Source organism: Cellulomonas sp. P4_H12, assembly GCF_056400905.1.
In genome coordinates this window covers 12,582-34,768 of sequence record NZ_JBFUKJ010000027.1, presented here as the reverse complement: position 1 = coordinate 34,768, position 22,187 = coordinate 12,582, and the positions used below count along the sequence as shown (strand labels likewise).

The following is a 22,187-nucleotide window of genomic DNA, read 5'->3' as shown; positions in this document are numbered from 1 at the left end:
GCAGTGCACGGTACTCAGGGCGCGGGCGGCCGTGGGCGGCTCGGTCTAGCCTGGCGGCTGGTCCCGAGGAAGGGGAACGACGTGGTCCTGATCGGCGCTCACGTGCGCGGCGACGACCCGGTGGCGACCGCCGCCGAGCTCGACGCGCAGTCCGTGCAGCTGTTCCTGGCCGACCCGCAGGGGTGGAAGAAGCCGGTGCCCCGCGCCGATGCGGACGCCCTGGTCGCCTCGGGCCTGGGCATCTACGCGCACGCGCCGTACCTGGTCAACGTCGCGTCCACCAACAACCGGATCCGCATCCCGAGCCGGAACATGATCGCGCAGCACACGGCCGCGGCGGCGACGCTGGGAGCGCGGGGGCTGATCGTGCACGGCGGGCACGTGGGCGACGGCGACGACATCGCGGTCGGCATCGACAACTGGCGCAAGACCTTCGAGCGCGCGACGTTCCCCGTGCGCGTGCTGGTGGAGAACACGGCGGGCGGCGAGAACGCGTGCGCCCGCACGCTCGACCGGATCGCGCTCCTGTGGGACGCGATCGGCGAGTACGACGTCGGCCTGTGCCTCGACACCTGCCACGCGTGGGCGGCGGGGGAGGACCTCGAGACGCTGGTCGAGCGCGTGCGGGCGATCACCGGCCGGGTCGACCTGGTGCACGCGAACAGCTCGCGCGACCMGCACGACTCGGCGCGCGACCGGCACGCGGGCTTCGCGACGGRCACGATCCCGCCCGAGCTCATCGCGCACGTGGTCCGGGAGGCGGGCTGCGACGCGATCGTCGAGACGCCCGCCGAGACCCAGGCGGACGACATCGCCTTCCTGAAGGCAGCGCTCGCCGGCTAGATCCGGCCGCGGACGGGGGTCCGGTCCACGGGGTCGTCGGGCACGGCCATCTCGGCGCGCACGCCGAGCAGCCGCACCTCGCGGTCCTCGAGCTTGTCGGCGAGCGCCAGGGCCGCGGCCACGACGGTCGCGGCGTCGCGCGTGGGCTCGGCGAGCTTGCGGCTCATGCCCTTGGTGACGAACGGCGCGTAGCGGACCTTGAGCGCCACGCGGACCACGGGCCGCCCGTCCTGAGCGGTGTCCTCGACGACGTCCTGCGCCAACCGGCGGACCGCCTCCCGCACCTGCTCGGGCGTCGTGAGGTTCTGCTGGAACGTCGTCTCGCGGCTGTGGCCGCGCGCCACCCAGGGGCTGTCGTCGACCGTCACCGGTCCGAGGCCCTGGCCGAGCTCGTGGTACCAGACGCCCATCCGCGGCCCGAACTCGCCCACGAGCGCGTCCGCCGGGGCGTCGGCGAGCTCGCGCACCGTGGTGATCCCGAGGGCGGTGAGCCGCTTCGACACCTTCGTGCCCACGCCCCAGAGCTCGATGGTGGGCCGGTGCCCCATCACCTCGAACCAGTTCTCCGCCGTGAGCCGGAAGACGCCGGCCGGCTTGCCGAACTCCGTCGCGATCTTGGCGCGCACCTTGTTGTCGCCGATGCCCACCGAGCAGTGCAGCCGCGTCTCGGTCAGGACCGCCTCCTGCGCCCGGCGGGCCAGGGCCTCGGGGTCGTCGGTGCGGGCGCCGAGGAACGCCTCGTCCCACCCGAGCACCTCGACGACGACGCCCAGCGACCGCAGCGTCGACATCACGCGCTCGGAGGCCGCCTCGTACTCCGGACCGTCGACGGGGAGGAACACGGCGTCGGGCAGCTTGCGGGCCGCGATCCGCAGCGGCATCCCGGAGTGCACCCCGAAGAGGCGAGCCTCGTACGACGCCGTCGAGACCACGCCGCGCTCCGTCGGGTCGCCGCGACCGCCGACCACCACCGGTCGACCCGCCAGCTCCGGGCGGCGCAGCACCTCGACGGCCGCGACGAACTGGTCGAGGTCGACGTGCAGCACCCAGGCAGTGTCCGCGCCCATGCCCCGAGTCTGCCCGGTCGAGGCACCGCGCTCACGCGGAGACGCGTCAGATGCCGTGGGCCCTCGCCCAGGCCACCGCGTCGGCGCGCGTGGAGACGCCGATCTTGCGGTAGGCGCTGCGCAGCTGGGACTTCACCGTGTTGCGGGTGACCCACAGCCGGCGGGCGATCTCCTCGAGCGTGATGTCCTCACCGAGCTCCGCCAGGACCACGCGTTCACGCTGGGTGAGGGCGCTGGCGCCGGTCGCGGGCATGGGGATGAAGTGCTGACTGGTCACGGTTCCTCCAGCGGGGCGACGCAGTCCCGACGGTGGCGGTTCCTCCGGCGGGCGGCATGCGTACCTGCCCCACGGATGTATCGGCAGGTTCGTGCCCGTTGATGATGGTCTCCGCAGATCCGGTCAGGGTCAGCCCCAGACGGCGGCCTCGACCTGCGCGGTCGGAGGTGCCTGCGGGAGGCGCGCCATGCGGAACGAGATCGTCAGGCCGGCGAGCGCGGCGAGCAGCGGGATCAGCATGGCGATCTGCAGCGCCAAGGGTCGGGCTTCCGTGTTGATCCGCAGGATCTCCGCCTGGGTGGCCGGCGGCTGGTCGACCAGCAGCTCGTCGAGTGCGGTGTTGGACACCACCTCGGCGTCGTGCTCCAGCACCTCCGCGACCTGCGTCTGCTCGGAGGCGTCGAGCACCGTACTCTGCGAGGCCATGGACGTGAAGATCGTCGACAGCGCCGCGAGCAGGATCGCGCCGGCGAACGCGAGGCCGAACGAGAGCCCGAACGATCCCGCCGCGGAGTTGACGCCGGCGGCCTCGCTCACCCGCTCCTCGGAGATCGGGGCGAGGGTGTAGTTGTTCAGCTGCGAGACCAGCAGGCCGAGCCCGGACCCGGCGATGATCAGGGGGACCACCAGCCACCAGCCGGAGTCCGCCCGCGGCACCACCGGCAGCACGAGCCCGATCCCGACGGCGAGCAGGGCGAAGCCCCACCGGATGATGCCGCTGGGGTTGCGCGCCCCCGCCTTCTTCCCGGCGACGACCGCCACGGCGAACATGCTCAGCGAGAGCGGCGCCAGCGACAGCCCGGCCTGCATCGCGTTGTACTCGAGCACCACCTGCAGGTAGATGGGCAGCGCGATCATGGTGCCGCCCAGGGCGATCTGCTGGAGGGTCTGCTGCGTGATGCCGAAGCGGAAGATCTTCGACGAGAACAGGTCCGGGTCGATCAGCGTCGCCCTGGCCTGACGCTTGCGCCGGGCGAGCCAGTAGACGAGCGAGCCGAGGGCGACGACGCCCACCGCCAGGATGGCCAGGACGGCCTCGCCACCCTCCTGCCACACGAGGATGCCGAGCACCACCCCGCCCATGCCCAGGACCGACAGGACCGCGCCCACCGCGTCGATCTTGCGCGGCCCGGTGTAGGGGACGTCCTTGACCAGGCCGATCCCGGACAGCACCACCGCGATCACGACGACCTCCAGCAGGAACGCCAGCCGCCAGGACAGGTAGGTCGTGATGAAGCCGCCGATCAGGGGGCCGACGCCGGCGGCGATGGCCGCCGCCGCCCCGACCAGCGCGTAGGCCTTGCGCTGGGCCGCGCCGGCGAAGTTGCCGTGGATCAGGGACTGCATGGCCGGCAGGAGCAGGGACGCACCGAGCCCGCCGACGACGGCCCAGAAGATGATGATCGCGGTCAGGCTCTGCGCCAGCGCCATGGCCGTCGCACCGACCGCGTAGGCGAGCAGGCCGATCACGTAGGCCCGCTTGCGCCCGTAGAGGTCGCCCACCTTGCTGCCGATGAGGATGAACGCCGCCGAGACCAGGGCCTCGAGCGCGATCGCCGACTGCACGCCGCTGACCGTCGTGCCCAGGTCGTGGACCACGGCCGAGATCGAGACGTTCATCAACGACGTGTCCACCACCAGGACGAACATCGCCATGGCCAGCAGGATCGCCAAGCGAGGACTCCCCGTCGGCACGTCGTCCGACACGTTCTCCAGCGGCTCGGCCACGGGGGCCCCTTTCCGGTGCCTGGCTCGCCGACCACGTCGCGGTCGTCCTGTACGGCCACCTTGGCGGCACGGTGTCGCGCTGTCCAGAGCGGATCGGCCCCGGCCCGGGCCCGTGCGGCGATCCGTCCTCGGCGGGGTCCCGCATGCCCCTAGTCTGCGAACGTGAGCGAGCAGCCGGACAGGGCCAGCGCGAGCGCCGGGCTGGACTCCGTCCTCCTCGACGCCAAGCTGCGCGCGCCCCTGCCGCGCGCCGGTTCGGTGAGCCGCTTCCCCCTGATCGACCGAGCCCGCCGGAGCGGTCGCCGGGCCGTGGCGATCACGGCACCGGCGGGCTACGGGAAGACCTCCCTGCTCGCGGAGTGGGTGGCCGGCGAGCGGCGGCGGGTCGCCTGGGTCTCGCTCGACCGGCTCGACGACGACCCGGTGGGCTTCCTGACGCTGCTGGCCTCGGCGTTCGTCCGCGCGACGGGGCGCGACGACACCCTGGTGGCGGACATGGTGGGCCCGAGCGGCTCGGTGCTCGGGCGCGGGGCGCCGCGGCTCGCTGCGGCCCTGCGGTCCAGCGCCGAGCCGTTCCTGCTGGTGCTCGACGACCTGCACGAGATCCGGTCGCCGATCTGCCACGACGTGCTCGGTGTCCTCGTCGAGGGCGTGCCGCCGGGGTCGCAGGTCGCGGTGGCCAGCCGTGCCGCGCAGCCGTTCGTGCCGCTGCTGCGGGCGCAGGGCGACGTCGAGGAGATCGTCACGACGGACCTCGCCCTCGACGCGGCGGGCGCCGAGCAGGTCTTCGCGGCGGTCGACGTCGAGGTCTCGCCCGAGGAGACCGACCTCGTCCTGCAGCGGACCGAGGGGTGGCCCGTCGGCGTCTACCTCACGTCCCTCATCGCCCGGGACGGCGGTGGGCAGGCCGCGGCCGCGGTCACCGGGGACGACAGGTTCGTGTCCGACTACCTGCAGCGCGAGGCGTTGCTGCACCTGCCGGAGGAGACCCTGCGGTTCCTGCGCCGGACCTCGGTGCTGGACCAGCTGTCCGCGTCGCTGTGCGCCGCGGTGATCGGCGAGCCGGGCGGCTCGGGCGAGGCGGCGGCCCAGGAGACGCTGCGCGCGCTCGAGTCCTCGAACCTGTTCCTGGTCCCGCTCGACCGGCGCCGGGGGTGGTTCCGGTACCACGCGCTGTTCCGGGAGTTCGTGCGCGGCGAGCTGGCCCGGGTCGAACCTGACGTCGTGACGAAGCTGCACCTGCGCGCGGCGGACTGGTACGAGGCTCACGGGTCGCCCGCGCGGGCGCTCGAGCACCTGCTCAGCACGACCGAGCGCGAGCGGTCTGTGCACCTGGTGGCCGAGCTCAGCATGCCGACGTACCAGGCCGGCCAGGTGTCGACCACCCAGCGCTGGCTGGCCACGCTGGGAGACGAGGTGATCGCGGGCTACCCGCCCCTCGCGGCCCTGGCCGCCCACGCCGCCGTCCTCACGGGCCGGGCCGGTGAGGCCGAGCGGTGGTCGGCGGTCCTGGACGGGGCCACGTTCGACCTGGTGCCGGTGGACGGCACCGCCTCGTTCGCCTCCGCGCGCGCCATGGTCCGGGCGCTGATGTGTGCCGGCGGGCCGGAGCAGATGCGGTCGGACAGCGACGTCGCCGCAACCCACGAGCCCGAGTGGAGCGTCTGGCGCTCGCAGGCGGTGCTGCTGCAGGCCGAGGCCGGCCTGCTGCTGGGCGATCGCGAGCGGGCGGCCCGGCTGTTCGCGCAGGCGTCCGCGGCCGCGGCGCGGGACGGCAGCGTGGACCGGGTGGTGCTCGCCGAGTCCGAGCTGGCGCTGCTCGACATGGACGCCGGACGCTGGGCCGACGCTGCCCAGCGGGTCGGCCGCGTGCTCGCGCTCGTGGCCGAGAACCGGATCGGCGACTACGCCGTCGCCGTGCTCGGGTTCGCCGCGGCGGCCCGCCTCCACGTCCACCGCGGCGCGACCGCCGACGCGGGCGCGATGCTCACCCGGGCGATGCGCGCCCGACCGATCTGCACCTATGCGATCCCGTTCCTTGCGGTGCGGGCGCGGCTGCACGTGGCTCACGCCTGCGTGGCGACGGGGGACCGCGTGGCGGCGCGCCACCTCCTGCGCGAGATCGACGACGTCCTGCTGCGCCGACCCGACCTGGGCGACCTGCTCCGCGAGGTGGCCGCGCTGCGCACGGTCCTCGCCACGAGCGAGGCGGACGTGGGCGGCTCGTCGCCGCTGACCCCGGCCGAGCTGCGGATCCTGCCGTACCTGCAGACGCACCTGACCATCGGGGAGATCGGTGATCGGCTCCACGTGTCCCGGAACACGGCGAGCTCCGAGATCGGCTCCATCTACCGCAAGCTCGGCGTCAGCTCACGCAGCGCCGCGGTCGAGCGGGCCGTCGCGAGCGGGCTGCTGGGCACGTAGCGCTCACGGCTCCGCCCTCAGCTCGGGGTCGAACGGGTCGTAGCCGAGCCCCAGGGCGACCTTGGGCGCGGCGGCGACCACGCTCGGCAGGCCGACGATCGGGATCACCGCCGCGAGCACGTCGACGATCTCCGCGGTCGTCGCCCCGGCGCTCACCGCGTGGTCCACCTCGGCGCCGTACGTCGGGACCGCCCCACCCACGGCGATCAGCGCCGCGAGCCGGACGAGGGCGACCACCTTCGCGTCGAGCACCTCAGGCTCGACGCCGCCCTCGTCCAGACGCACGTCGTTGATGGCCAGGCGGAGCAGTCGGTCGGTGTAGTCCAAGGCCGTGACCCCGTCCGTGTGGTGTCGGCTCCCCGTGTGGTGGTGCCCGTCCGGGCCGGCAGCTAGGCCCGGGTCACGCGAGGGCCTTGGCCTTCAGCGCCGCGAACTCGGCATCGTCGATGGCGCCCTGGTCGTGCAGGGACTTCGCCGCCGCGATGTCGGCGGCCGGCGACGACGACCCGGCGGTCTGCCGGATGTACGCGTCGGTCTGCGCCTTGGCCTGGCCGACCGCCTCGGCATGCCGACGGCCCATGCCCTCGCCGCGGGCGATGATGTAGATCAGCGCCGACAGGAACGGCACGAACACGAGGGCGATGATCCAGGCGGCCTTCGCCCAGCCGTTGAGGGCGTGGTCGCGGAACAGGTCGCTGAGGATCTGGAAGAAGATCACCAGGTAGGCGAAGAACAAGAACCACCAGATCATGAGCCAGAGCCACTGCCCGAACGTGTTCATGGGTTCCTTCTCTCGATCTCGACCCCGAGGGGTCATGGATGACGCAGGAGGAGCAGCAGATCTCAGGCCGCGACGTCGCGCCCGTGCGCGGTGAGGGCCCAGATCACGAAGATGTCCAGGGCGATGATGATCAGGCTCCAGATCGGGTAGTACGGCAGCCACGCGAAGTTGAGGATCACGCTGAGGCCGGCGATCAGGACGCCGACGGTGCGTGCCCACACGGCGCCCTGGAACACGAAGAAGCCGGCGAACGCGACCAGGATGCCGACCAGAAGGTGGATCCAACCCCACGTGGTGACGTCGAACGAGAACACCCACTCCTCGCCGACCACGAAGAAGCTGTCGTTGAAGAGCGCCACCAGCCCCTGCAGGGCGTGCAGGACGCCGACCATGATCAGCATCACGCCGGCGAAGACGCTCAGGCCCACTGCCAGGTCGCTGCGGTTCTCGCTCATGCCCAGATCCCCTTGTCGTCGGACGACGTCTCTCCGGCGACGTTACGAGGGGACGAATCGGTCGACATCACACAGACCGCATGAAACTGTTCAGCCGGGGGCCTCGGGCGTCGTCGGGAGCAGGACGCGGACCCCCGGCAGGCGGACCATCCGGTGCCGCGCCTCCAACGCCCGGACCGTGGGGACGTCAAAGCTGTCGCCCACACCGCGGACCATGACGGCGGCCGATCCCGAGGTGAGGTACGCCGTCGCTGCGAGCTGCCAGTGCTGATTGCGGCTCCGGGGCACCGGGTGACCGGCCGGGTCGTGGCTGCCGACGTCGTAGGTCTGCCCGGACAGGTCGACGGGCACGGTGCAGTGGCGAAGCTCGTCCCGCGTCAGCACGTCGAGCAGTGCCAGGACGCCGGGGGAGTCCGACTGTATGCAGCCTGCCGGCGGCAGCAGCCGCCGGACCTCGGCGGCGGGGAAGGTGGGGGCCCGATGGACAGGGGCGGCCGCGGCTGTGAGGACCAGCACCGCCCCGGTCGCTGCCGCGACGACCGTGCGACGTGCGGTCGGGACGAGGGACACCGCGGCCGCGAGAACCAGGCAGAGGGCTGCAGCCGAGTAGGCCGAGTAGTGCGCGTAAAACGAGGGCGCGACGACGATGACGAGCACCTGCGCGACCAGCAGCGCGACCCACAGTCGCGCGCGTCGGGCGCGCCAGGCGATGACCGCGGCCGTCGCCGCCCCGGCGCAGAGCAGCACGGTCAGCGTGGTCTGGGCTCCCACCGGGGACGCCGCGGTGACGTCGACGCCGGTGATGCCCTCGAGCCGGAGGGCGACCGACCCCGGCGTGCGGGGGCGCCCGAGCTGGTCGAGGACGACGAGCCGGAACATCCGGGCGGGCGCGGCGATCGCGAACGGGAGCAGGACGGCGGCGGCGGTCGCGCCGGCGGCACCCGCCACCACCGCCGCGGATCGTGCGCCGCGCGTGCGGGCGACCCAGGCGAGGACGATGACCGCCGGCACCACGTTCCAGATCTTCACGACGGGACCGAGGCCGAGCACGGCGCCGCCGGCCGCCAGCCACCACCACGACGCGCCGGTGCCCCGCGCCCGGAGGAGCAGGAGGACCGACGCCAGCAGCGTGAGCGTCCCCAGCGGCTCGAGGAGGGTCAGGCGCTCGGCATACGCAGCCGCCGACGAGACCGCATACGCCAGGCCTGAGACGACCATCGCCGCCGCACCCCAGCGGCGCGCCAGGCGCGTGACCAGCACGGTGTTGACCGCGCCGAGGCAGAGGAAGCCGAGCCGAGCGGCGGCCAGGGCGTCGGAGTCGCTGATCCACCGGGTGAGCAGCGCGAACGGGGTCAGCGCGAGCATGATCCCCGGCGGGTGCAGCAGGAGGAAGTCGCGGTACGGGAGGTGGTCGTGCACGAAGGCGACGGCCGACGTGAAGTACACCCCGTCGTCGTAGCCCTGGTACCCGTAGAGACCGGTCCGGCCGCCGAGCCGGTTCCACCTGACCAGCAGCGCGAGAAACCCGGCGCCCGCGGCGACCGTCCACGCGACCGCCCGCTCGGTCGGGGGTGCAACCTCGGTGTGCCCGGCGGCGGAGTCCACACCCTCATCCTCCCGGGCGACGCTGAGGAACACCTGAGCGCGCCCCTCGACGGGTAGGCCGGTCGCGTCGCCCTCAGCCGTCGGTGGCAGGTCGGGTCCGCACGCGCAGGCGGGTCACGACGAACCACAGGACCAACCCCACGATCACCGCGATGACGAGCCACTGGAAGATCCCGGCGTACTGGTCGACCAGGTCCCAGTTCTCGCCCAGCAGGTAGCCGGCGCACACGAAGATCGTGTTCCACACCGCGCTGCCCGCGGCGGTCAGCAGCAGGAAGATCCCGACGGGCATGCGCTCGACTCCGGCCGGGATCGAGATGAGGCTCCGGAAGACGGGGACCATCCGACCCACGAACACGGCAGTGCGCCCGTGCCGGTTGAAGAACGCCTCGGAGCGGTCGACGTCCGACAGGCTGACCAGAGGAATCCTGGCGATCAGCGCGCGGGTCCGGTCGCGGCCGATGAGGGCGCCGACCAGGTAGAGCACCGCAGCGCCCACGACCGACCCGATCGTCGTCCACACGATGGCCTGGACCAGGCCGAACGACCCCTGGCTCGCGGTGAACCCGGCCAGGGGCAGGATGATCTCGCTGGGCAGCGGCGGGAACACGTTCTCGAGGGCGATCGCGATGGCTGCCCCGACCACGCCGAGGGTCTCCATGAGGTGCACGGCCCAGCCGGCGACGCCCGTCAGGGTGCTCGGGTCGGACGCCGAGACGAGCAACGTCATCGAGCGGACTCCCCGGCCAGCTCGTCGAGGTCGTCCAGGTCGTCCAAGTCGTCTGCCTCCACCGTCTCGACGTCGCGCTGCGTCACGGTGAGGAACACGACGGTGATCGCGATCGCGGCCAGGAAGATGACGCTCGTGGTCGTCGTGCCGAGCCCGAGGCCACCGTCGGCCTTGCTCTGCGAGAGCAGGTCCCCGATCGATGCGCCCAGCGGGCGCGTCAGGATGTACGCGATCCAGAAGGACAGCACGGCACCCAGCCGGAACCAGTAGTGCGCGGCCGCGACCGCGGCGATGGCGGCGGCGAACAGCAGCGCGGAGGCGAGGTAGCCCAGAGCGAGACCTTCGGCGAGCAGGTCGCCGGCGGCGGTACCGAGGGCGAACGTGAACAGGATCGCCAGCCAGTAGAACGCCTCGCGGCGCGTGCTGGTGATCGAGTGGATCGACAGTGTGTGCTCGACCCGGTACCAGACCGCGAAGGTGATGCCGAGCGCGACCGCGAAGACGACCGTGGTGACCCAGAGCGGGACGCCGACGACGTCGACGAGGTTGTCGGTGATGAGGGTGCCCACGACGCTGATCAGCACGACGGCCAACCAGTAGATCGGCGCGACGTAGCGCGACGCGCGGAACTGGGCTACGAGCGTGGCGACCAAGAGGGCGCCGACCACGACGGTCGCGGCCGTCAGCGTCATGCCCAGTGTCTCGGTGAGCCAGTCCGCGAAGGTCTCACCGACCGTCGTCGCGAGGACCTTGATCACCCAGAAGTAGATCGTGATCTCGGGGACCTTGTTCAGCACGCGCCGCGCGGTGCCGCTGGTGGAGAGGTCGTTTCTCGTCATGCCCCGTAGCCTCGGGGGCGGATGCTGAAGAACCCCTGAGGACGTCGCGCAGGCTCCCCGGGCCGTACGGTTCAGCGATGCCCGCCGCACAGCACCGGAGCCGCCCGTGAGCACGCAGTCCCTCGTGCCGGTCGGCGTCGCGGTGGCCGTGCTCGTCGCGGTCACCGTGCTGGCGCTGTCGCTCGCCCGCGTCCACGTCCGACGGGACACGCTCGTGGCGGTCCTGCGCGCGGCCGGGCAGCTGACCGTCGTCGCCCTGCTGATCGCCTGGGTGTTCGCGCATCCCGGCGCCGTCCTGCTCTACCTCGTGCTGATGCTCGCCGCGGCGACGTGGACGTCGACGTCCMGCGTCGGGCTGGGGCGTGGGACGTATCCCCACCTCGGGCTCGCCATCGCCGCCGGCGCGCTCGCGGCGACGGTCCCCGTCCTGCTCAGCGGCGCGCTGCCCCTGCGCGCGCAGACCGTGCTGCCGTTCGTCGCGCAGATCATCGGTGGCTCCATGACCGCCGTCTCGCTGACGGGCGGACGCCTGCGCGACGACGTGGCGACGGAGTGGGACACCGTCGAGGCGTGGCTGTCGCTCGGGGCGCTGCCGCGCACCGCGGTGGCGCCGCAGGTCCGGCGCGCGGTGGCCCGGTCGCTGGTGCCGGCGATCGACCAGACGCGCAACGCCGGGCTCGTGGTCCTCCCGGGGGCCTTCGTCGGGCTGCTGCTCGGCGGCGCGTCGCCGTACGAGGCGGCGCAGGTGCAGCTGCTCGTGCTGGTCGGTCTGCTGGCGGCGGAGTCGGTCGCGGCCGTGCTCAGCGCGCACCTGCTCGCCGGTCGGGTCGGGTCCGTGCGACCCACGGTTCGATCTCATTGACGATCCGGTGTTCGATGGGGATCCACGGAAGGGGTGGACGTGAAGGTGCTCGTGGTCGAGGACGAGCCGCCGTTGGCTGACGTCCTGCGGCGCGGGCTCGAGGCCGAGGGGATCGCCGTCGACGTCATGGGCGATGGCGTCGACGGGCTCTGGGCGGCCACCGAGGGGACGTACGACGCGATCGTGCTCGACCTCATGCTCCCGGGCCTCAGCGGCCGGGACGTGCTCGTCAGCCTGCGCGAGCGCGGCATCTGGACGCCGGTGCTCGTGCTGACGGCGCGGCACGGCGACGAGGTCCAGGTGAGCCTGTTCGACCGCGGTGCCGACGACTTCCTGCCCAAGCCGTTCTCGTTCGACGTGCTCCTGGCGCGGCTGCGCGCGCTGGTCCGGCGCGGAGCCCCCGAACGCCCGGTGGTCCTGTCGTCGGGGGACCTGCGCCTGGAGCCCGCGCGGCGCAGGGTGACCCGCGGGGGAGTCGAGATCGCCCTGACCCCGCGCGAGTACGGCGTGCTCGAGCTGCTGCTGCGACGCGGCGGGGACGTGGTGACCAAGCGGGAGATCCTGGACAACGTCTGGGACTCGGCCTTCGACGGGGACCCCAACGTCGTCGAGGTGTACATCAGCTACCTGCGGCGCAAGGTCGACGCGCCGTTCGGTCGGTCGTCGATCCTCACGGTGCGCGGGATGGGCTACCGGGTCGGGGCCGAGGACTGACCCTGCGAGACGGGCAGGTGCACGACGAACCGCGCGCCTCCGAGGTCCGACGTGGTCGCGACGACGCTGCCGCCGTGCGACGCCACGATGCCCCGCACGATCGCGAGGCCGAGACCGCTGCCGCCCTCGGCGCGTGCGCGCCCCTCGTCGAGCCGCACGAAACGGTCGAACACGATCTCCCTGTCCTCCTCGGGGATCCCGGCGCCGTCGTCGTCGACGCTGATCTCGGCGGTGTCGTCCCGCAGGCTGACGGAGAGCGCCACCTGGCCGGTCGCGTGGCGCACGGCGTTGTCCGCGAGGTTCTGCACCACCCGTTCGAGGTCGTGCCGGTCGCCCCGCACCCGTGCCGGTGTCGAGGTCACCTGGACGGTGACCCCGGCCGGCGGGCGCAGCCGGAAACCGACCCGCTCGACCACGTCGTCCAGGTCGACCTCGGCGTCGCTCCGTTCGGCGGACGGCTCCGACGTCCGGGTGAGAACCAGCAGGTCGTCGACCAGCTGCTGCATCCGGTCGTTCGACGCACCGATGAAGACGGCGGCGCGCGGCCAGTCGGCGGTCGCGCCCTGGCGGGTGGTGATGTCGAGCTCCGCCCGGACGGCGGCGAGCGGCGTCCTCAGCTCGTGGCTCGCGTCGGCGACGAACCGGGCCTGCGCCTGCGACGCCGCGTGCAGCCGGTCGAGCATCCCGTTCAGCGTGCGGGCGAGCTCGGCCACCTCGTCGCCTGTCGTGGGGACGTCGATCCGGGTGTCCAGGTCCGCGTCGCTGATCTGGGATGTCCGCCGCCGGATCTGCTCGACCGGGCGCAGCGCCCGACCTGTGAGCACGTAGGTCATCGCCCCGACGACCAGCACGAGCGCCGGAACGGCCACCAGAAGCGCCTGGGCCGCGTCGGTCACCGTGTCATAGCCCTCGGCGTAGGACTGCTGGACGACGACCGCGTCGGCGCCCTCGACGCCGCTGATCCCCAGCACGACCGTCACGAACGGCCCGTCACCGGGACCGACGGCATCGGGCGGCACGACCTCGGCAGTACCCGGTACCGCGGGAGCGCTGGCCAGCGGCGGTTGCCCCGCCACTGACGGGCTCGACGCGACCACGGCGCCGGCGTCGAGGATCTGGATGTAGGCATCGTCACCGGGCCCCGGAGCCAGGTTGATGCCGGTGGTGACCTGGCCGTCCGTGGCCAGCTCGGCGGCGACGTCGTGGGCGCGGGTGGTCGCGGTCGCGGTCGCCGTGCGCTCGACGKAGTCGTGCAGCACGACGAGCAGCGCCAGAGAAGCCAGGACCAGGGCGATCGTGACCGCGCCCATCGCCGCGAGCGCCGAACGGGCGCGGACCGAGAGCTGCCGGTGCCCTGTCATGTCGGCCACCGTAGCCGTCAGCGCACGAGCTCCCTGCCGGCCCGGTCGGCGACGGTCATGCGGACCACGAGCGCCACGATCCCGGCGCTCAGCACGAGGGCGACACGGCCGGAGCCCAGGCCCAGCCCGCCGCGCTCCGGCGAGACGCCGAGCCAGTCGGCGAAGGACGCACCGACCGGCCGCGTCAGGATGTAGGCGGCCCAGAACGCGGCGATCGCGTTCAGGCCGAACCACCGGTAGCCGACCGCCGGGACGAGCAGCAGAGCCGTGAAGACGACGCCGGCTGCCAGGTAGCCGAGGTGCAGCCGCACCGCCAGGAGGTCGCCCGCGGCCGTGCCCAGGGCGAACGTCGCCATGACCGTCGCCCAGTAGAACCATTCGCGCCGCGGGGTCCGGATGCTGTGGATCGACAGCGTCCCCTCGGTGCGGTGCCAGAGCCACAGCGTCGCGCCGAGCGTGATCGCGAACGCGACGGTCGAGACCGTGTACGGGATGCCGAGCCCGACGTGGACCACGTCGGCGGCCATCGTGCCGAAAACGCCCACCATCGCCACGGCGAGCCAGTACCGCCACGGCACGTAGCGCGGAGCCCGCAGCTGCAGGATCAGTGCCACGGTCAGGCCCGCAGCACCGAGCAGGACGGCGAGCTCGGGTGGCATGGCCCGGACGAGGAAGTCGGAGCTGGACTCGCCCATCGCGGTGGTCAGCAGCTTGGTCACCCAGAAGATCGCGGCGACCTCCGGGACCTTGCTGGCCGCTGGGACGAACACGTCGGTGGCAGGGGTGGCGGTGGGCTCTCGGGTCGTCACGACCGACATGGTCGTCGCCGGAACCTTGCGATCCCCTGAGAGCGGGACTCAGTCGATTCTCAGTCGGAGTCGCGCACCGTGGGGTCGTCACCGTCCGCCACCACACCGGAGTACCGCTATGCCCTATGTCCGTCGCTGGCCCACCACGTCTGCCACCCTGGGGGTGATGGCTCTCCTTCTGGGCTTCGCCGCCGCGGACACCGCGTGGCTCCAGCCGTACGGGCTGGCGATCGACGTGGCGATCGCCGACGACCTCCGCTCCGCCGTGCTGACGCCGCTGATGCTCGGTATCAGCTTCCTGGCGTCGCCCGCGGTGGCTGTCGCCACGGTGCTCCTGTGGACGGGACTGCTGGTGGTGTGGCGGCGCCGGCCGGTGGCTGCCGTGTCGACCGCCCTGGTCGTCGCGGTGGGGTGGGGCGCCGCCCTCGTCGTGAAGGCCGTCGTCGGACGCGAACGTCCGCCGATCGACATCGTCCACTCGCTCGCGCCGGAGACCGGAGCGACCAGCTACCCCAGCGGCCATGTGGCCTACACCGTGTCCGCGGCCGTCGCGGCGTGGTTCCTCGTCCGCGGTACGGCACGAGCGCGTCCCGTCGCGGTCGTCGGTGCCGTCGCCGTGGTGCTCGTGGCGGCGTCACGTCTCTACCTCGGGGTGCACTACCTCGGCGACGTCATCGGCTCCGTCCTCGTCGCGGGTGCGGCGATCGTGCTGCTGACCGGGCTCTGGCACAGGTACCTGCGTGGCGCCCTGCTGTCGGCACCCGCGTTCGCGCCCGTGCTGGCCCGGTTCGCCACGTCTGCCGCGGGCCGTGCCGAGCGCGTCGAGCCGGGTCGGTAGTGGCCAAGGTCCTGGTCGTCGAGGACGACGAGGGGGTCGGTGCGCCCCTGCGACGTGCGCTGCAGGCCAACGGGCACGAGGTGACGTGGCTGCGGACCGGGACGTCGGCGGTCGTCGAGGCCCGGGCGGCACGGCCCGACGTCGTCCTGCTCGATCTCGGCCTGCCCGACCTGGACGGCGTCGAGGTGTGCCGGGCGGTGCGCCTGTCCTGCGAGTCCGCCGTGATCGTGATCCTCACCGCACGGGGCGACGAGATGGACGTCGTCGTGGGCCTGGAGGCGGGCGCGGACGACTACCTGGTCAAGCCGGTGGGCCTCACGGAGCTCCTGGCGCGCGTCCGCGCGCACGTCCGTCGGATGCCCGTCGCCGAGAATGCGACGCTGCTGGGGTCCGCTCCGCAGCACGTGGCGCTCGGAGCTCTGGAGGTCGACCTGGGCGCGCGCCGCGTGTACCTGGGCGGGGTCGAGATCCGGCTGCGCCCGAAGGAGTTCGACCTCGTCGCCCGGCTCGCGGCGGAACCCGGTGTCGTCGTCACGCGCGAGAGACTGATCGCCGACGTGTGGGACGAGAACTGGTTCGGCTCGACGAAGACGCTGGACGTGCACGTCGCCGCCGTGCGGCGCAAGCTCGCGGCCGCGGACGGTCCTGACGTCACCGTCCCGGCGATCACGACCGTCCGCGGCCGCGGGTACCGCCTCGACCCCGTGCCGACGCCGTCCTGAGGACCGGCGTCAGACCGAGCGCAGGTCCGCCGCACTCGTCCGTGCCGTGACGCGCGAGGCGAACCAGACGCAGGCCGCCACGATGGCGGCGACCGTCACGGCGACCGTCGCCGCGAGGTACCCCCACGGGACCGCGAGCGCGTCCGGCGGCGGGTCGAACACCCCGTTGAGGACCTGCACGAGCATCCGCGACAGGGCCCAGCCCACCAAGGCACCCATGATCAGGCCGGCGCTGATGACCACGCCGGCCTCCGCCAGGACGAACGCACGCAGCTGTCGGCGCGACGCACCCAGGGCCGACGCCAGGGCGAAGGTGCGGCGTCGCTCGCTCAGCGCGAGAGCGAGCACGAGCCCGCCCGCGGCCGCGGCCAGGACGACGGCGAAGCTCAGCTCCACGCGCGTCAGGCCGCTCAGGTCCACGGCGGTCAGGCTCGAGCCGATCAGGGCTCGGGTCGAGCCGAGGTCGGTGACCTGTCCGTCCGTCCCGACCACCGTGCGCACGCGATCAGCCACGACGTGCTGGTGGGACCCGCCCGTGTCGAGCAGGAATGTCCCGACCGCGTCGCTCCCGGTCTGCTGGGCCACGTAGTCCGCGTTCGCGACGAGGAAGCTGTCCCGCGGTGCCGTCGGGAACTCCAGTGCCACCCCCGCGTAGTGGAACGGCACGGTGACCAACGACTTCGTCCGGGCGTCGACGAGGCGGAGGCGGATCAGGTCGCCCGGGTGCAGCTGGAAGTCCGTCACGGTCTCGGCGCTCACCAGCAGGTTGTCGGGCCGTGCCGCGAGGGTGGCCATGAGGTCGCGGGCCGACCCGCCGCGGAACCAGGTGTCCTGCAGGTGGACGGCGTCGGCGATCGAGCCGGGCCGCACCCCGTACAGGTCCTGGAGGTCCGATCCGACGTAGGCGTACCGGTGCTGCAGCGGCTCCGCGGCCCGCACGCCCGGGACGGCCGCGAGGCGCGCCGCCTCGGCCGGTCCGACCTCGGCGCCGGGGGACTCGGTCACCGTGACGTCGGCGCCGTTGGTCAGCTGCGCGTCCACCTCGGCCTGCTGCCGGTAGGTGGCGTTGAACGTCGCCGTCGACGCGGCGAAGGACAGCGCGAGGGTCAGCAGGACGACGGCGTTCGCGACCGGCCGGCGCTGGCGGGCCAGCGTCGCGGCGACGGTGCGGGCGAGCGGCCCGGCGCTCGGGCGCAGCGCGCGGATCAGCAGCGGCCGGCCGCGGGTCAGGAGGAGGTCGACGAGGCGCCAGGTCAGAAGGGCTGCGCCCGCCCAGAGCAGTGCCGGGCCGGCGAACACCCAGTAGCTCACCGAGAGCTGGGGAACCCCTTCGGGGGCCAGGACGAGCGCGTAGCCGGAGGAGCGCGTGAACCACACGACCGTGCCTGCGCCGACGAGGAGGAGGACGTCGAGCCACCAGCGCATCCAGCGTGGGCGGGTGGCGCGCCCGGTCGCCGCACGGCCGCTCGCCACGGTCTGGCCCCTGGCCGCTCGGCGCGCGGGAAGCAGGATCGTGAGGGTGGCGACCGTGAGGCCGGTCAGGACGGCGAGCGCCGTCCACGCCCATGCCGCCCTGCCGCCGCCGAACCCCCAGGAGCCGAAGAAGAGCCGCCCGACGAGCGCGCTCGTGGCAAGACCCAGCGCGCCACCGACCACGCCGACCGCGGCGGCCTCGACGGCCGCCAGCCTGGTCAGGTCGGGCAGGGAGGCGCCCCGGGTGCGCAGCAGGGCCTGCTCCTGGGACCGACGCGTCGCACCCGTCCCGGCGATCGTCGAGGTGAGCAGGCCGGCGAGGACGGCGCCCGGCAGGCCGAGGAAGAGGAACAGCGCCTGCGCGTAGAGGGCGTCCTGTCGGGCGGCGTCGAGGGTGGCCCCCAGGTTGTCACCCACCTGTCCGGCTCCGGCGAGCGCGACGTCCATGTGGTGCGCGGCTCCCGTGGCGGCGGCGTACGCCGCCGCGGGGTCGGCCGGGAGGGCGTGCGACCGTCGGGCGTGGACCTGGGCGCTCAGCTCCTCGGGGTGGGCGGCGGCGACGGGGGCCATGACGTCGGCGAACACGGTGTCGGGCAGCACGAGCACGTTGTCCGGCGGAGCGGTCGCGCCGCTGCCCGGCGGTGCGCCCACGGTCTGGAACAGCGAGTCCGCGAGCGGCAGCTCGATGACACCCGACACCCGGACGGACACGGGGTCGAGGCCCGCGCGCGCGATGACGACCTCGTCGCCCGGTCCGGCGTGGAGGTTCGCGGCGGTCTGCTGGGCGAGCAGGGCACCTGTCGTGTCGCCGGTGAGCAGCCTGACCTCACCGGGGAACGTGGTGGCGTAGTCGGCGGAGACACCGACGACCTTGCCGGGGCCCGTGGTCTGGGTGGTGCCGCCCGTCGTCGCCGTGAGGCCGGGCGTCCCGGCGAAGGTCACGACGGACGTCGCGCGCGTGCCCGGCTCGTCCCGCACGGCGGCCTCGACCGCGGCCGGGACAGCGCCCGCGGCCACCTGGACCTGCCAGTCGACATCGACCCCACTGGCCGCTCGGGCCGTCATCGTGGCCTTGGAAGCGGACAGGAAGCTGCCCAGGCACGCCAGGAGGGCCACGGCGACCCCGACACCGGTCGCGGCCGCGAGGATCGAGCCGAAGCGGCGGCGCAGCAGGCCGCGGAGCCACACGCCGGTCATGCGCGCGCCTCGTCCGGGACGGCGAGCCGTCCGTCGCGCATGGTCCACCGGGTGCTGAACCGGTCCGCGACCGCGGGGTCGTGCGTGGTGAGGACGACGGCTGCGCCGATCTGCGCGGCGGCTGCGTCGAGCACGTCGAGGACGTGGCTCGCGGTCGGGTGGTCGAGCTGTCCGGTCGGCTCGTCGGCCAGCACGAGACCCGGGCGCATGGCGACGACCCGCGCGATGGCCACGCGCTGCGCCTGGCCGCCGGACAGCTCCTCGGGCAGCTGTGCGGCGAGGTCCGCGACGCCGACGAGGTCCATCGCCTCGTCGGCACGCCGCGCCGCCTCGAGCTCGTCGATGCCGGCCAGGAGGAGGGGGAGCGCGACGTTCTCGCGCACGTCCAGCGGCGGCAGGAGGCTGGGGCCCTGGAAGACGAGACCCAGCTGGCCGGCCGCCGGGCGACCGCCGTCCTGGTGCAGGGTGAGCTCCGGCCACGAGACCGTGCCGGTGGTGGGCCGCTCGATGCCCGCCATGAGGTGCAGCAGGGTGGACTTGCCGGAGCCGGAGGGGCCGAGCAGGGCGACCCGTTCGCCGCGGCCGACGGTGAGGCTCGCCGCATGGACCGCGACGACGGCGGTGTGGCCGGCGCCGAAGGTGCGGGCGACGTCCGTGCAGACGACGACGCTCATGCCGCCACCTGCCCGTCGACGAGCGGCACCACGCGCCCGGCGACGGCGGCCACGCGGGGGCTGTGGCTGACGACGACGACCGCGCTGCCTGCTCGAGCCAGCTCGCGCAGGAGGTGCAGCACCCGACCTTCGGAGTCGGAGTCGAGCTCGCCGGTCGGCTCGTCGGCCAGCAGGATCGTCGGCGAGCCCGCCAGCGCGACAGCCAGGCCGGCGCGCGCCGCCTCGCCGCCCGACAGCTCGTGGGGGAGCGCCGACGCCCGGTGGTCGATCCCGAGGGACGCCAGGAGCGCCTCGACGGAGCGGTGGACACCCGGCCCGAGCGTCTGCACGAGACGGACGTTCTCGCGGACCGTCAGGTGCCCGACCAGGTTCGACGCCTGCCAGAGCATCCCGAGGTGCTGGGCCCGCAGGCGCGAGCGCTCGGTCTCCGGTCGATGGCTGATCCTGGCGCCGTGCAGCCGTACCTCGCCGCCGGTCGGCTCCTCGAGGCCGGCGAGGCAGGCGAGCAGGGTGGACTTGCCGGAGCCGGACGGACCGGTCACGGCGACGATCTCGCCGGCATCGACGGTGAGGCTGACGCCGCGCAGCGCCCGCGTCTCCTCGTCCCCCGCCCGGTAGAACTTGTAGAGGTCGTGGGCGGCGAGCGCCGGGGGCGTCATGCCGGCCACGTCAGCGAGTCGGTGACGATCTTCCAGGGGTCGACGTTGTCCGCGCCGACCGGTCCCGACAGCGTGAGCACGACCAGCTCGCCCGCGTGCCAGAACTCGTACCGCTCGAACGCGTCGTGCACGACCTTGCCCGTCACAGGGTCCGCGGCGGCGTCGCCCTCATAGGTCGCCAGGACGCCGGGGCCGGCTGACCGCGTGACCTCGGTGACGTCACCTGCCACGTATCCCGGCGTCGACGACGCGATGGTCGGGAGCTCGGCCGTGACCGAGGCGACCGTCGGCGCCGCCGGTGTGCTCGAGGACTCGATGCGGATCGAGTTCAGCTTGTCCGTGTAGGTGACCGCACCGCCGGCCTCCGAGGACGCCCAGCCCTCCGGCACCTTGACGGTGAACGCCCCGGACGGGTCCGTGTAGGCGACGAACACCTGGTTGTCGGGGATGTCGCCGGCCGGGTTCACCTCGGCTCCGCCCGGCGTCACCGACTGGGACGAGCCGGACGACGCCGGGGAGCTGCACGCGCCCAGGGCGACGGCACCGACGAGGCAGAGGGCGGCGAGTCGGCGGGCCGACCGGCCCGTCCGGAGGGTGGTGTGCATCGTGGCTCCCGGGTTCGAGGTGTTCCTCGACGCTAGGAGCGGACCGGCCAACGCACGGTGCGGGCCGGGCAAGCGGACGGTTAACGTGCACCGCGAGCCGCCGGGCCGTCGCGGACCGGAGCTATCGTCGTCGCCAGCATCGACGTCTGCGGTAGGAGAGCCGTGCAGCACCGGATCGTCAGGCTCGCCCTCGTCGTGACCACGGTCGCGCTCGTGGTGCTCGGCCTGCCGTTGGCGATCGCCGCGGCCGGTCTGCTCCGCGCCGACGAGGTCGCGCGGCTCGAGCGCACGGCGCTGCTCGGCGCCGGCCAGGTCAACAGCGCGCTCGGTCGCGACGACGCCCTCGAGCTGCCGCGGGTCCCCGTCGGGGTCGAGCTCGGTGTCTACGGCACCGGTGGTGCCCGGGTGGCGGGTGCTGGGCCTGCCCAGGCGGACGCCGCGACGCGGTCCGCGCTGGCCGGGCACACGAGCGACGCGATGGTGGGCGGTCGGACGGTCGTCGCGGTGCCGGTGCGCGACGCCGAGCGGGTCATCGGTGCGAGCCGGGCAGCGGGTGCAGCGGGTGCCGTGACGCGGCGGACGGCGCTCGCGGTGGGCGCCATCCTGACCGCAGCGGCGCTGGCGCTCGTCGTGGCCTGGCTGGTGGCCCGTCGTGCGGCCCGGCGGCTGAGCCGGCCGGTCGCCGAGCTCGCCGCCGTGTCGCGAGCCCACGCCCAGGGCGACCTGCGGGCACGGGCGCACGTCTCGGGCATCGTCGAGCTCGACGAGGTCGCCCTCGGCGTGAACGCCTCGGCTGCCGCTGTGGACGAGGCACTGACCCGGGAGCGCGCGTTCGCGGCGGAGGCCTCTCACCAGCTGCGGACGCCGCTGACGCGGGTGCGGTGGGGGCTCGAGGAGGCGATCGACGGAGACCCGGAGGAGCTGCGCCGCGCCGCTGCGGCTGCGGTCCGCGACGTCGCGGACCTCGACCAGAGCATCCGCGACCTGCTGGATCTCGCCCGCTCCGCCGCGACCGGCGGCTCCACCGACGTGGCTGCCGAGCTTCGGCGAGGGGCGGAGCACTGGACGGGACCGTTGGCGGAGAACGGACGGCGGCTGCTGCTCGAGATCGACGACGACCGTCCGTGGCGGGTCGCGATGGCCGCCGAGGGTGTCCGGCACGTGCTCCAGGTGCTCGTGGAGAACGCTGAGCGCCACGGGTCGGGCGCGGTGACAGTACGGCTGCGGGAGGCGATCAGCGGGGAGACGTCGCATGACGTCGTCGCCGTGGACGTGCTCGACGAAGGCGAGTTCGTCGGGCCGTGGCCCCTGACCGGCATCGACGGTCCGGACGGCGGTCACGGGATCGGCCTCCCCATGGCGCAGCGGCTCGCCACGCAGGCGCGAGGGCGAGTCGTCCTCACGGCCCGTCGACCGACGACCGTGACCCTGTTCGCCCCGCGCGCCACGAACTGACACTCAGGCGCTCCTCAGGAACCGGGAGCCACAGTGAGCGCATGGACGCGCCGGGCTGCTGCACGGCGC

22 protein-coding genes are annotated in these 22,187 nt (G+C 73.4%); 7 read left to right on the top strand and 15 right to left on the bottom strand.

What is annotated here, in order from left to right; genetic code table 11:
* The first annotated feature begins 81 nt into the window (after nucleotides 1-81).
* A complete protein-coding gene (locus tag AC1DQC_RS15575) occupies nucleotides 82-843 on the top strand; it encodes a deoxyribonuclease IV (protein WP_477052151.1) in 762 nt (253 codons plus the stop codon).
* Here the strand turns inward: AC1DQC_RS15575 and AC1DQC_RS15570 are convergent.
* From AC1DQC_RS15570 to AC1DQC_RS15560, 3 genes are all read right to left on the bottom strand, one after another.
* Nucleotides 840-1,910: a DNA polymerase IV gene (locus AC1DQC_RS15570; protein WP_477052150.1), complete on the bottom strand. Its 1,071-nt coding sequence runs from the start codon at nucleotides 1,908-1,910 to the stop codon at nucleotides 840-842. The genes AC1DQC_RS15575 and AC1DQC_RS15570 overlap by 4 nt on opposite strands.
* A gap of 46 nt (nucleotides 1,911-1,956) precedes the next feature.
* On the bottom strand, nucleotides 1,957-2,163 hold the full coding sequence (locus AC1DQC_RS15565) for a LuxR C-terminal-related transcriptional regulator (protein WP_477052180.1): 207 nt from the start codon (nucleotides 2,161-2,163) through the stop codon (nucleotides 1,957-1,959).
* A 153-nt stretch (nucleotides 2,164-2,316) separates the two neighbouring features.
* Entirely contained in the window at nucleotides 2,317-3,843 is a 1,527-nt protein-coding gene (locus AC1DQC_RS15560; RefSeq protein WP_477052179.1) for an MFS transporter, read from the bottom strand.
* A 234-nt stretch (nucleotides 3,844-4,077) separates the two neighbouring features.
* Here AC1DQC_RS15560 and AC1DQC_RS15555 point away from each other — a divergent pair, with 234 nt between their 5' ends.
* Entirely contained in the window at nucleotides 4,078-6,339 is a 2,262-nt protein-coding gene (locus tag AC1DQC_RS15555; protein WP_477052149.1) for a winged helix-turn-helix domain-containing protein, read from the top strand.
* A gap of 3 nt (nucleotides 6,340-6,342) precedes the next feature.
* On the opposite strand, the gene AC1DQC_RS15550 is transcribed toward AC1DQC_RS15555, so the two are convergent.
* The 6 genes from AC1DQC_RS15550 to AC1DQC_RS15525 form a co-directional block, all read right to left on the bottom strand.
* Nucleotides 6,343-6,666, bottom strand: a complete 324-nt coding sequence (locus AC1DQC_RS15550) for a carboxymuconolactone decarboxylase family protein (RefSeq protein ID WP_477052148.1) — start codon at nucleotides 6,664-6,666, stop codon at nucleotides 6,343-6,345.
* A 73-nt stretch (nucleotides 6,667-6,739) separates the two neighbouring features.
* On the bottom strand, nucleotides 6,740-7,120 hold the full coding sequence (locus tag AC1DQC_RS15545) for an SHOCT domain-containing protein (RefSeq protein WP_477052147.1): 381 nt from the start codon (nucleotides 7,118-7,120) through the stop codon (nucleotides 6,740-6,742).
* A gap of 62 nt (nucleotides 7,121-7,182) precedes the next feature.
* Nucleotides 7,183-7,575 carry a DUF7144 family membrane protein gene (locus AC1DQC_RS15540; protein ID WP_477052146.1) on the bottom strand — a complete coding sequence of 131 codons (393 nt, stop codon included), beginning with the start codon at nucleotides 7,573-7,575 and terminating at the stop codon, nucleotides 7,183-7,185.
* Nucleotides 7,576-7,665: 90 nt separating this feature from the next.
* The gene (locus tag AC1DQC_RS15535) at nucleotides 7,666-9,180 is read right to left on the bottom strand and encodes a hypothetical protein (RefSeq protein WP_477052145.1); all 1,515 of its coding nucleotides are present in this window, start codon (nucleotides 9,178-9,180) and stop codon (nucleotides 7,666-7,668) included.
* A gap of 73 nt (nucleotides 9,181-9,253) precedes the next feature.
* A complete protein-coding gene (locus AC1DQC_RS15530; protein ID WP_477052144.1) occupies nucleotides 9,254-9,910 on the bottom strand; it encodes a DedA family protein in 657 nt (218 codons plus the stop codon).
* Nucleotides 9,907-10,749, bottom strand: coding sequence for a COG4705 family protein (locus tag AC1DQC_RS15525; RefSeq protein ID WP_477052143.1), 843 nt, complete (start codon nucleotides 10,747-10,749; stop codon nucleotides 9,907-9,909). Before AC1DQC_RS15525 ends, AC1DQC_RS15530 begins: the two co-directional genes overlap by 4 nt.
* Nucleotides 10,750-10,855: 106 nt before the next feature.
* Between AC1DQC_RS15525 and AC1DQC_RS15520 the strand changes: the two genes are divergently transcribed.
* Nucleotides 10,856-11,611, top strand: coding sequence for an ABC transporter permease (locus AC1DQC_RS15520; protein WP_477052142.1), 756 nt, complete (start codon nucleotides 10,856-10,858; stop codon nucleotides 11,609-11,611).
* Nucleotides 11,612-11,650: 39 nt separating this feature from the next.
* A complete protein-coding gene (locus tag AC1DQC_RS15515) occupies nucleotides 11,651-12,325 on the top strand; it encodes a response regulator transcription factor (RefSeq protein ID WP_477052141.1) in 675 nt (224 codons plus the stop codon).
* On the opposite strand, the gene AC1DQC_RS15510 is transcribed toward AC1DQC_RS15515, so the two are convergent.
* The gene (locus AC1DQC_RS15510; RefSeq protein ID WP_477052140.1) at nucleotides 12,301-13,686 is read right to left on the bottom strand and encodes a HAMP domain-containing sensor histidine kinase; all 1,386 of its coding nucleotides are present in this window, start codon (nucleotides 13,684-13,686) and stop codon (nucleotides 12,301-12,303) included. The two genes, AC1DQC_RS15515 and AC1DQC_RS15510, sit on opposite strands and share 25 nt — an antisense overlap.
* Nucleotides 13,687-13,703: 17 nt before the next feature.
* A complete protein-coding gene (locus AC1DQC_RS15505; protein WP_477052139.1) occupies nucleotides 13,704-14,495 on the bottom strand; it encodes a COG4705 family protein in 792 nt (263 codons plus the stop codon).
* Nucleotides 14,496-14,661: 166 nt separating this feature from the next.
* On the opposite strand from AC1DQC_RS15505, the gene AC1DQC_RS15500 reads away from it, so the two are divergent.
* Complete coding sequence (locus tag AC1DQC_RS15500) at nucleotides 14,662-15,333, top strand: phosphatase PAP2 family protein (protein ID WP_477052138.1); 672 nt, start codon at nucleotides 14,662-14,664, stop codon at nucleotides 15,331-15,333.
* The gene (locus AC1DQC_RS15495; RefSeq protein WP_477052137.1) at nucleotides 15,333-16,055 is read left to right on the top strand and encodes a response regulator transcription factor; all 723 of its coding nucleotides are present in this window, start codon (nucleotides 15,333-15,335) and stop codon (nucleotides 16,053-16,055) included. Before AC1DQC_RS15500 ends, AC1DQC_RS15495 begins: the two co-directional genes overlap by 1 nt.
* A gap of 9 nt (nucleotides 16,056-16,064) precedes the next feature.
* Here the strand turns inward: AC1DQC_RS15495 and AC1DQC_RS15490 are convergent, their stop codons facing one another.
* From AC1DQC_RS15490 to AC1DQC_RS15475, 4 genes are read right to left on the bottom strand one after another with little or no spacing between them, the layout of a single operon-like run.
* Entirely contained in the window at nucleotides 16,065-18,725 is a 2,661-nt protein-coding gene (locus AC1DQC_RS15490; protein WP_477052136.1) for an FtsX-like permease family protein, read from the bottom strand.
* Nucleotides 18,722-19,399, bottom strand: a complete 678-nt coding sequence (locus AC1DQC_RS15485) for an ABC transporter ATP-binding protein (protein ID WP_477052135.1) — start codon at nucleotides 19,397-19,399, stop codon at nucleotides 18,722-18,724. The genes AC1DQC_RS15490 and AC1DQC_RS15485 overlap by 4 nt, the downstream gene beginning before the upstream one ends.
* Nucleotides 19,396-20,058 carry an ABC transporter ATP-binding protein gene (locus tag AC1DQC_RS15480; RefSeq protein WP_477052134.1) on the bottom strand — a complete coding sequence of 221 codons (663 nt, stop codon included), beginning with the start codon at nucleotides 20,056-20,058 and terminating at the stop codon, nucleotides 19,396-19,398. The genes AC1DQC_RS15485 and AC1DQC_RS15480 overlap by 4 nt, the downstream gene beginning before the upstream one ends.
* On the bottom strand, nucleotides 20,055-20,663 hold the full coding sequence (locus tag AC1DQC_RS15475; RefSeq protein ID WP_477052133.1) for a hypothetical protein: 609 nt from the start codon (nucleotides 20,661-20,663) through the stop codon (nucleotides 20,055-20,057). Before AC1DQC_RS15475 ends, AC1DQC_RS15480 begins: the two co-directional genes overlap by 4 nt.
* Nucleotides 20,664-20,825: 162 nt before the next feature.
* Between AC1DQC_RS15475 and AC1DQC_RS15470 the strand changes: the two genes are divergently transcribed.
* Complete coding sequence (locus AC1DQC_RS15470; protein WP_477052132.1) at nucleotides 20,826-22,118, top strand: sensor histidine kinase; 1,293 nt, start codon at nucleotides 20,826-20,828, stop codon at nucleotides 22,116-22,118.
* Nucleotides 22,119-22,187 lie beyond the last annotated feature (69 nt).

Bases quoted from the DNA above. Each gene is read 5' to 3' on its own strand.
- AC1DQC_RS15570 (WP_477052150.1), bottom strand. From the start codon at position 1,910: ATGGGCGCGGACACTGCCTGGGTGCTGCACGTCGACCTCGACCAGTTC.
- AC1DQC_RS15565 (WP_477052180.1), bottom strand. From the start codon at position 2,163: ATGCCCGCGACCGGCGCCAGCGCCCTCACCCAGCGTGAACGCGTGGTC.
- AC1DQC_RS15560 (WP_477052179.1), bottom strand. From the start codon at position 3,843: ATGGCGATGTTCGTCCTGGTGGTGGACACGTCGTTGATGAACGTCTCG.
- AC1DQC_RS15545 (WP_477052147.1), bottom strand. From the start codon at position 7,120: ATGAACACGTTCGGGCAGTGGCTCTGGCTCATGATCTGGTGGTTCTTG.
- AC1DQC_RS15540 (WP_477052146.1), bottom strand. From the start codon at position 7,575: ATGAGCGAGAACCGCAGCGACCTGGCAGTGGGCCTGAGCGTCTTCGCC.
- AC1DQC_RS15530 (WP_477052144.1), bottom strand. From the start codon at position 9,910: ATGACGTTGCTCGTCTCGGCGTCCGACCCGAGCACCCTGACGGGCGTC.
- AC1DQC_RS15525 (WP_477052143.1), bottom strand. From the start codon at position 10,749: ATGACGAGAAACGACCTCTCCACCAGCGGCACCGCGCGGCGCGTGCTG.
- AC1DQC_RS15500 (WP_477052138.1), top strand. From the start codon at position 14,662: ATGGCTCTCCTTCTGGGCTTCGCCGCCGCGGACACCGCGTGGCTCCAG.
- AC1DQC_RS15490 (WP_477052136.1), bottom strand. From the start codon at position 18,725: ATGACCGGCGTGTGGCTCCGCGGCCTGCTGCGCCGCCGCTTCGGCTCG.
- AC1DQC_RS15485 (WP_477052135.1), bottom strand. From the start codon at position 19,399: ATGAGCGTCGTCGTCTGCACGGACGTCGCCCGCACCTTCGGCGCCGGC.
- AC1DQC_RS15480 (WP_477052134.1), bottom strand. From the start codon at position 20,058: ATGACGCCCCCGGCGCTCGCCGCCCACGACCTCTACAAGTTCTACCGG.
- AC1DQC_RS15475 (WP_477052133.1), bottom strand. From the start codon at position 20,663: ATGCACACCACCCTCCGGACGGGCCGGTCGGCCCGCCGACTCGCCGCC.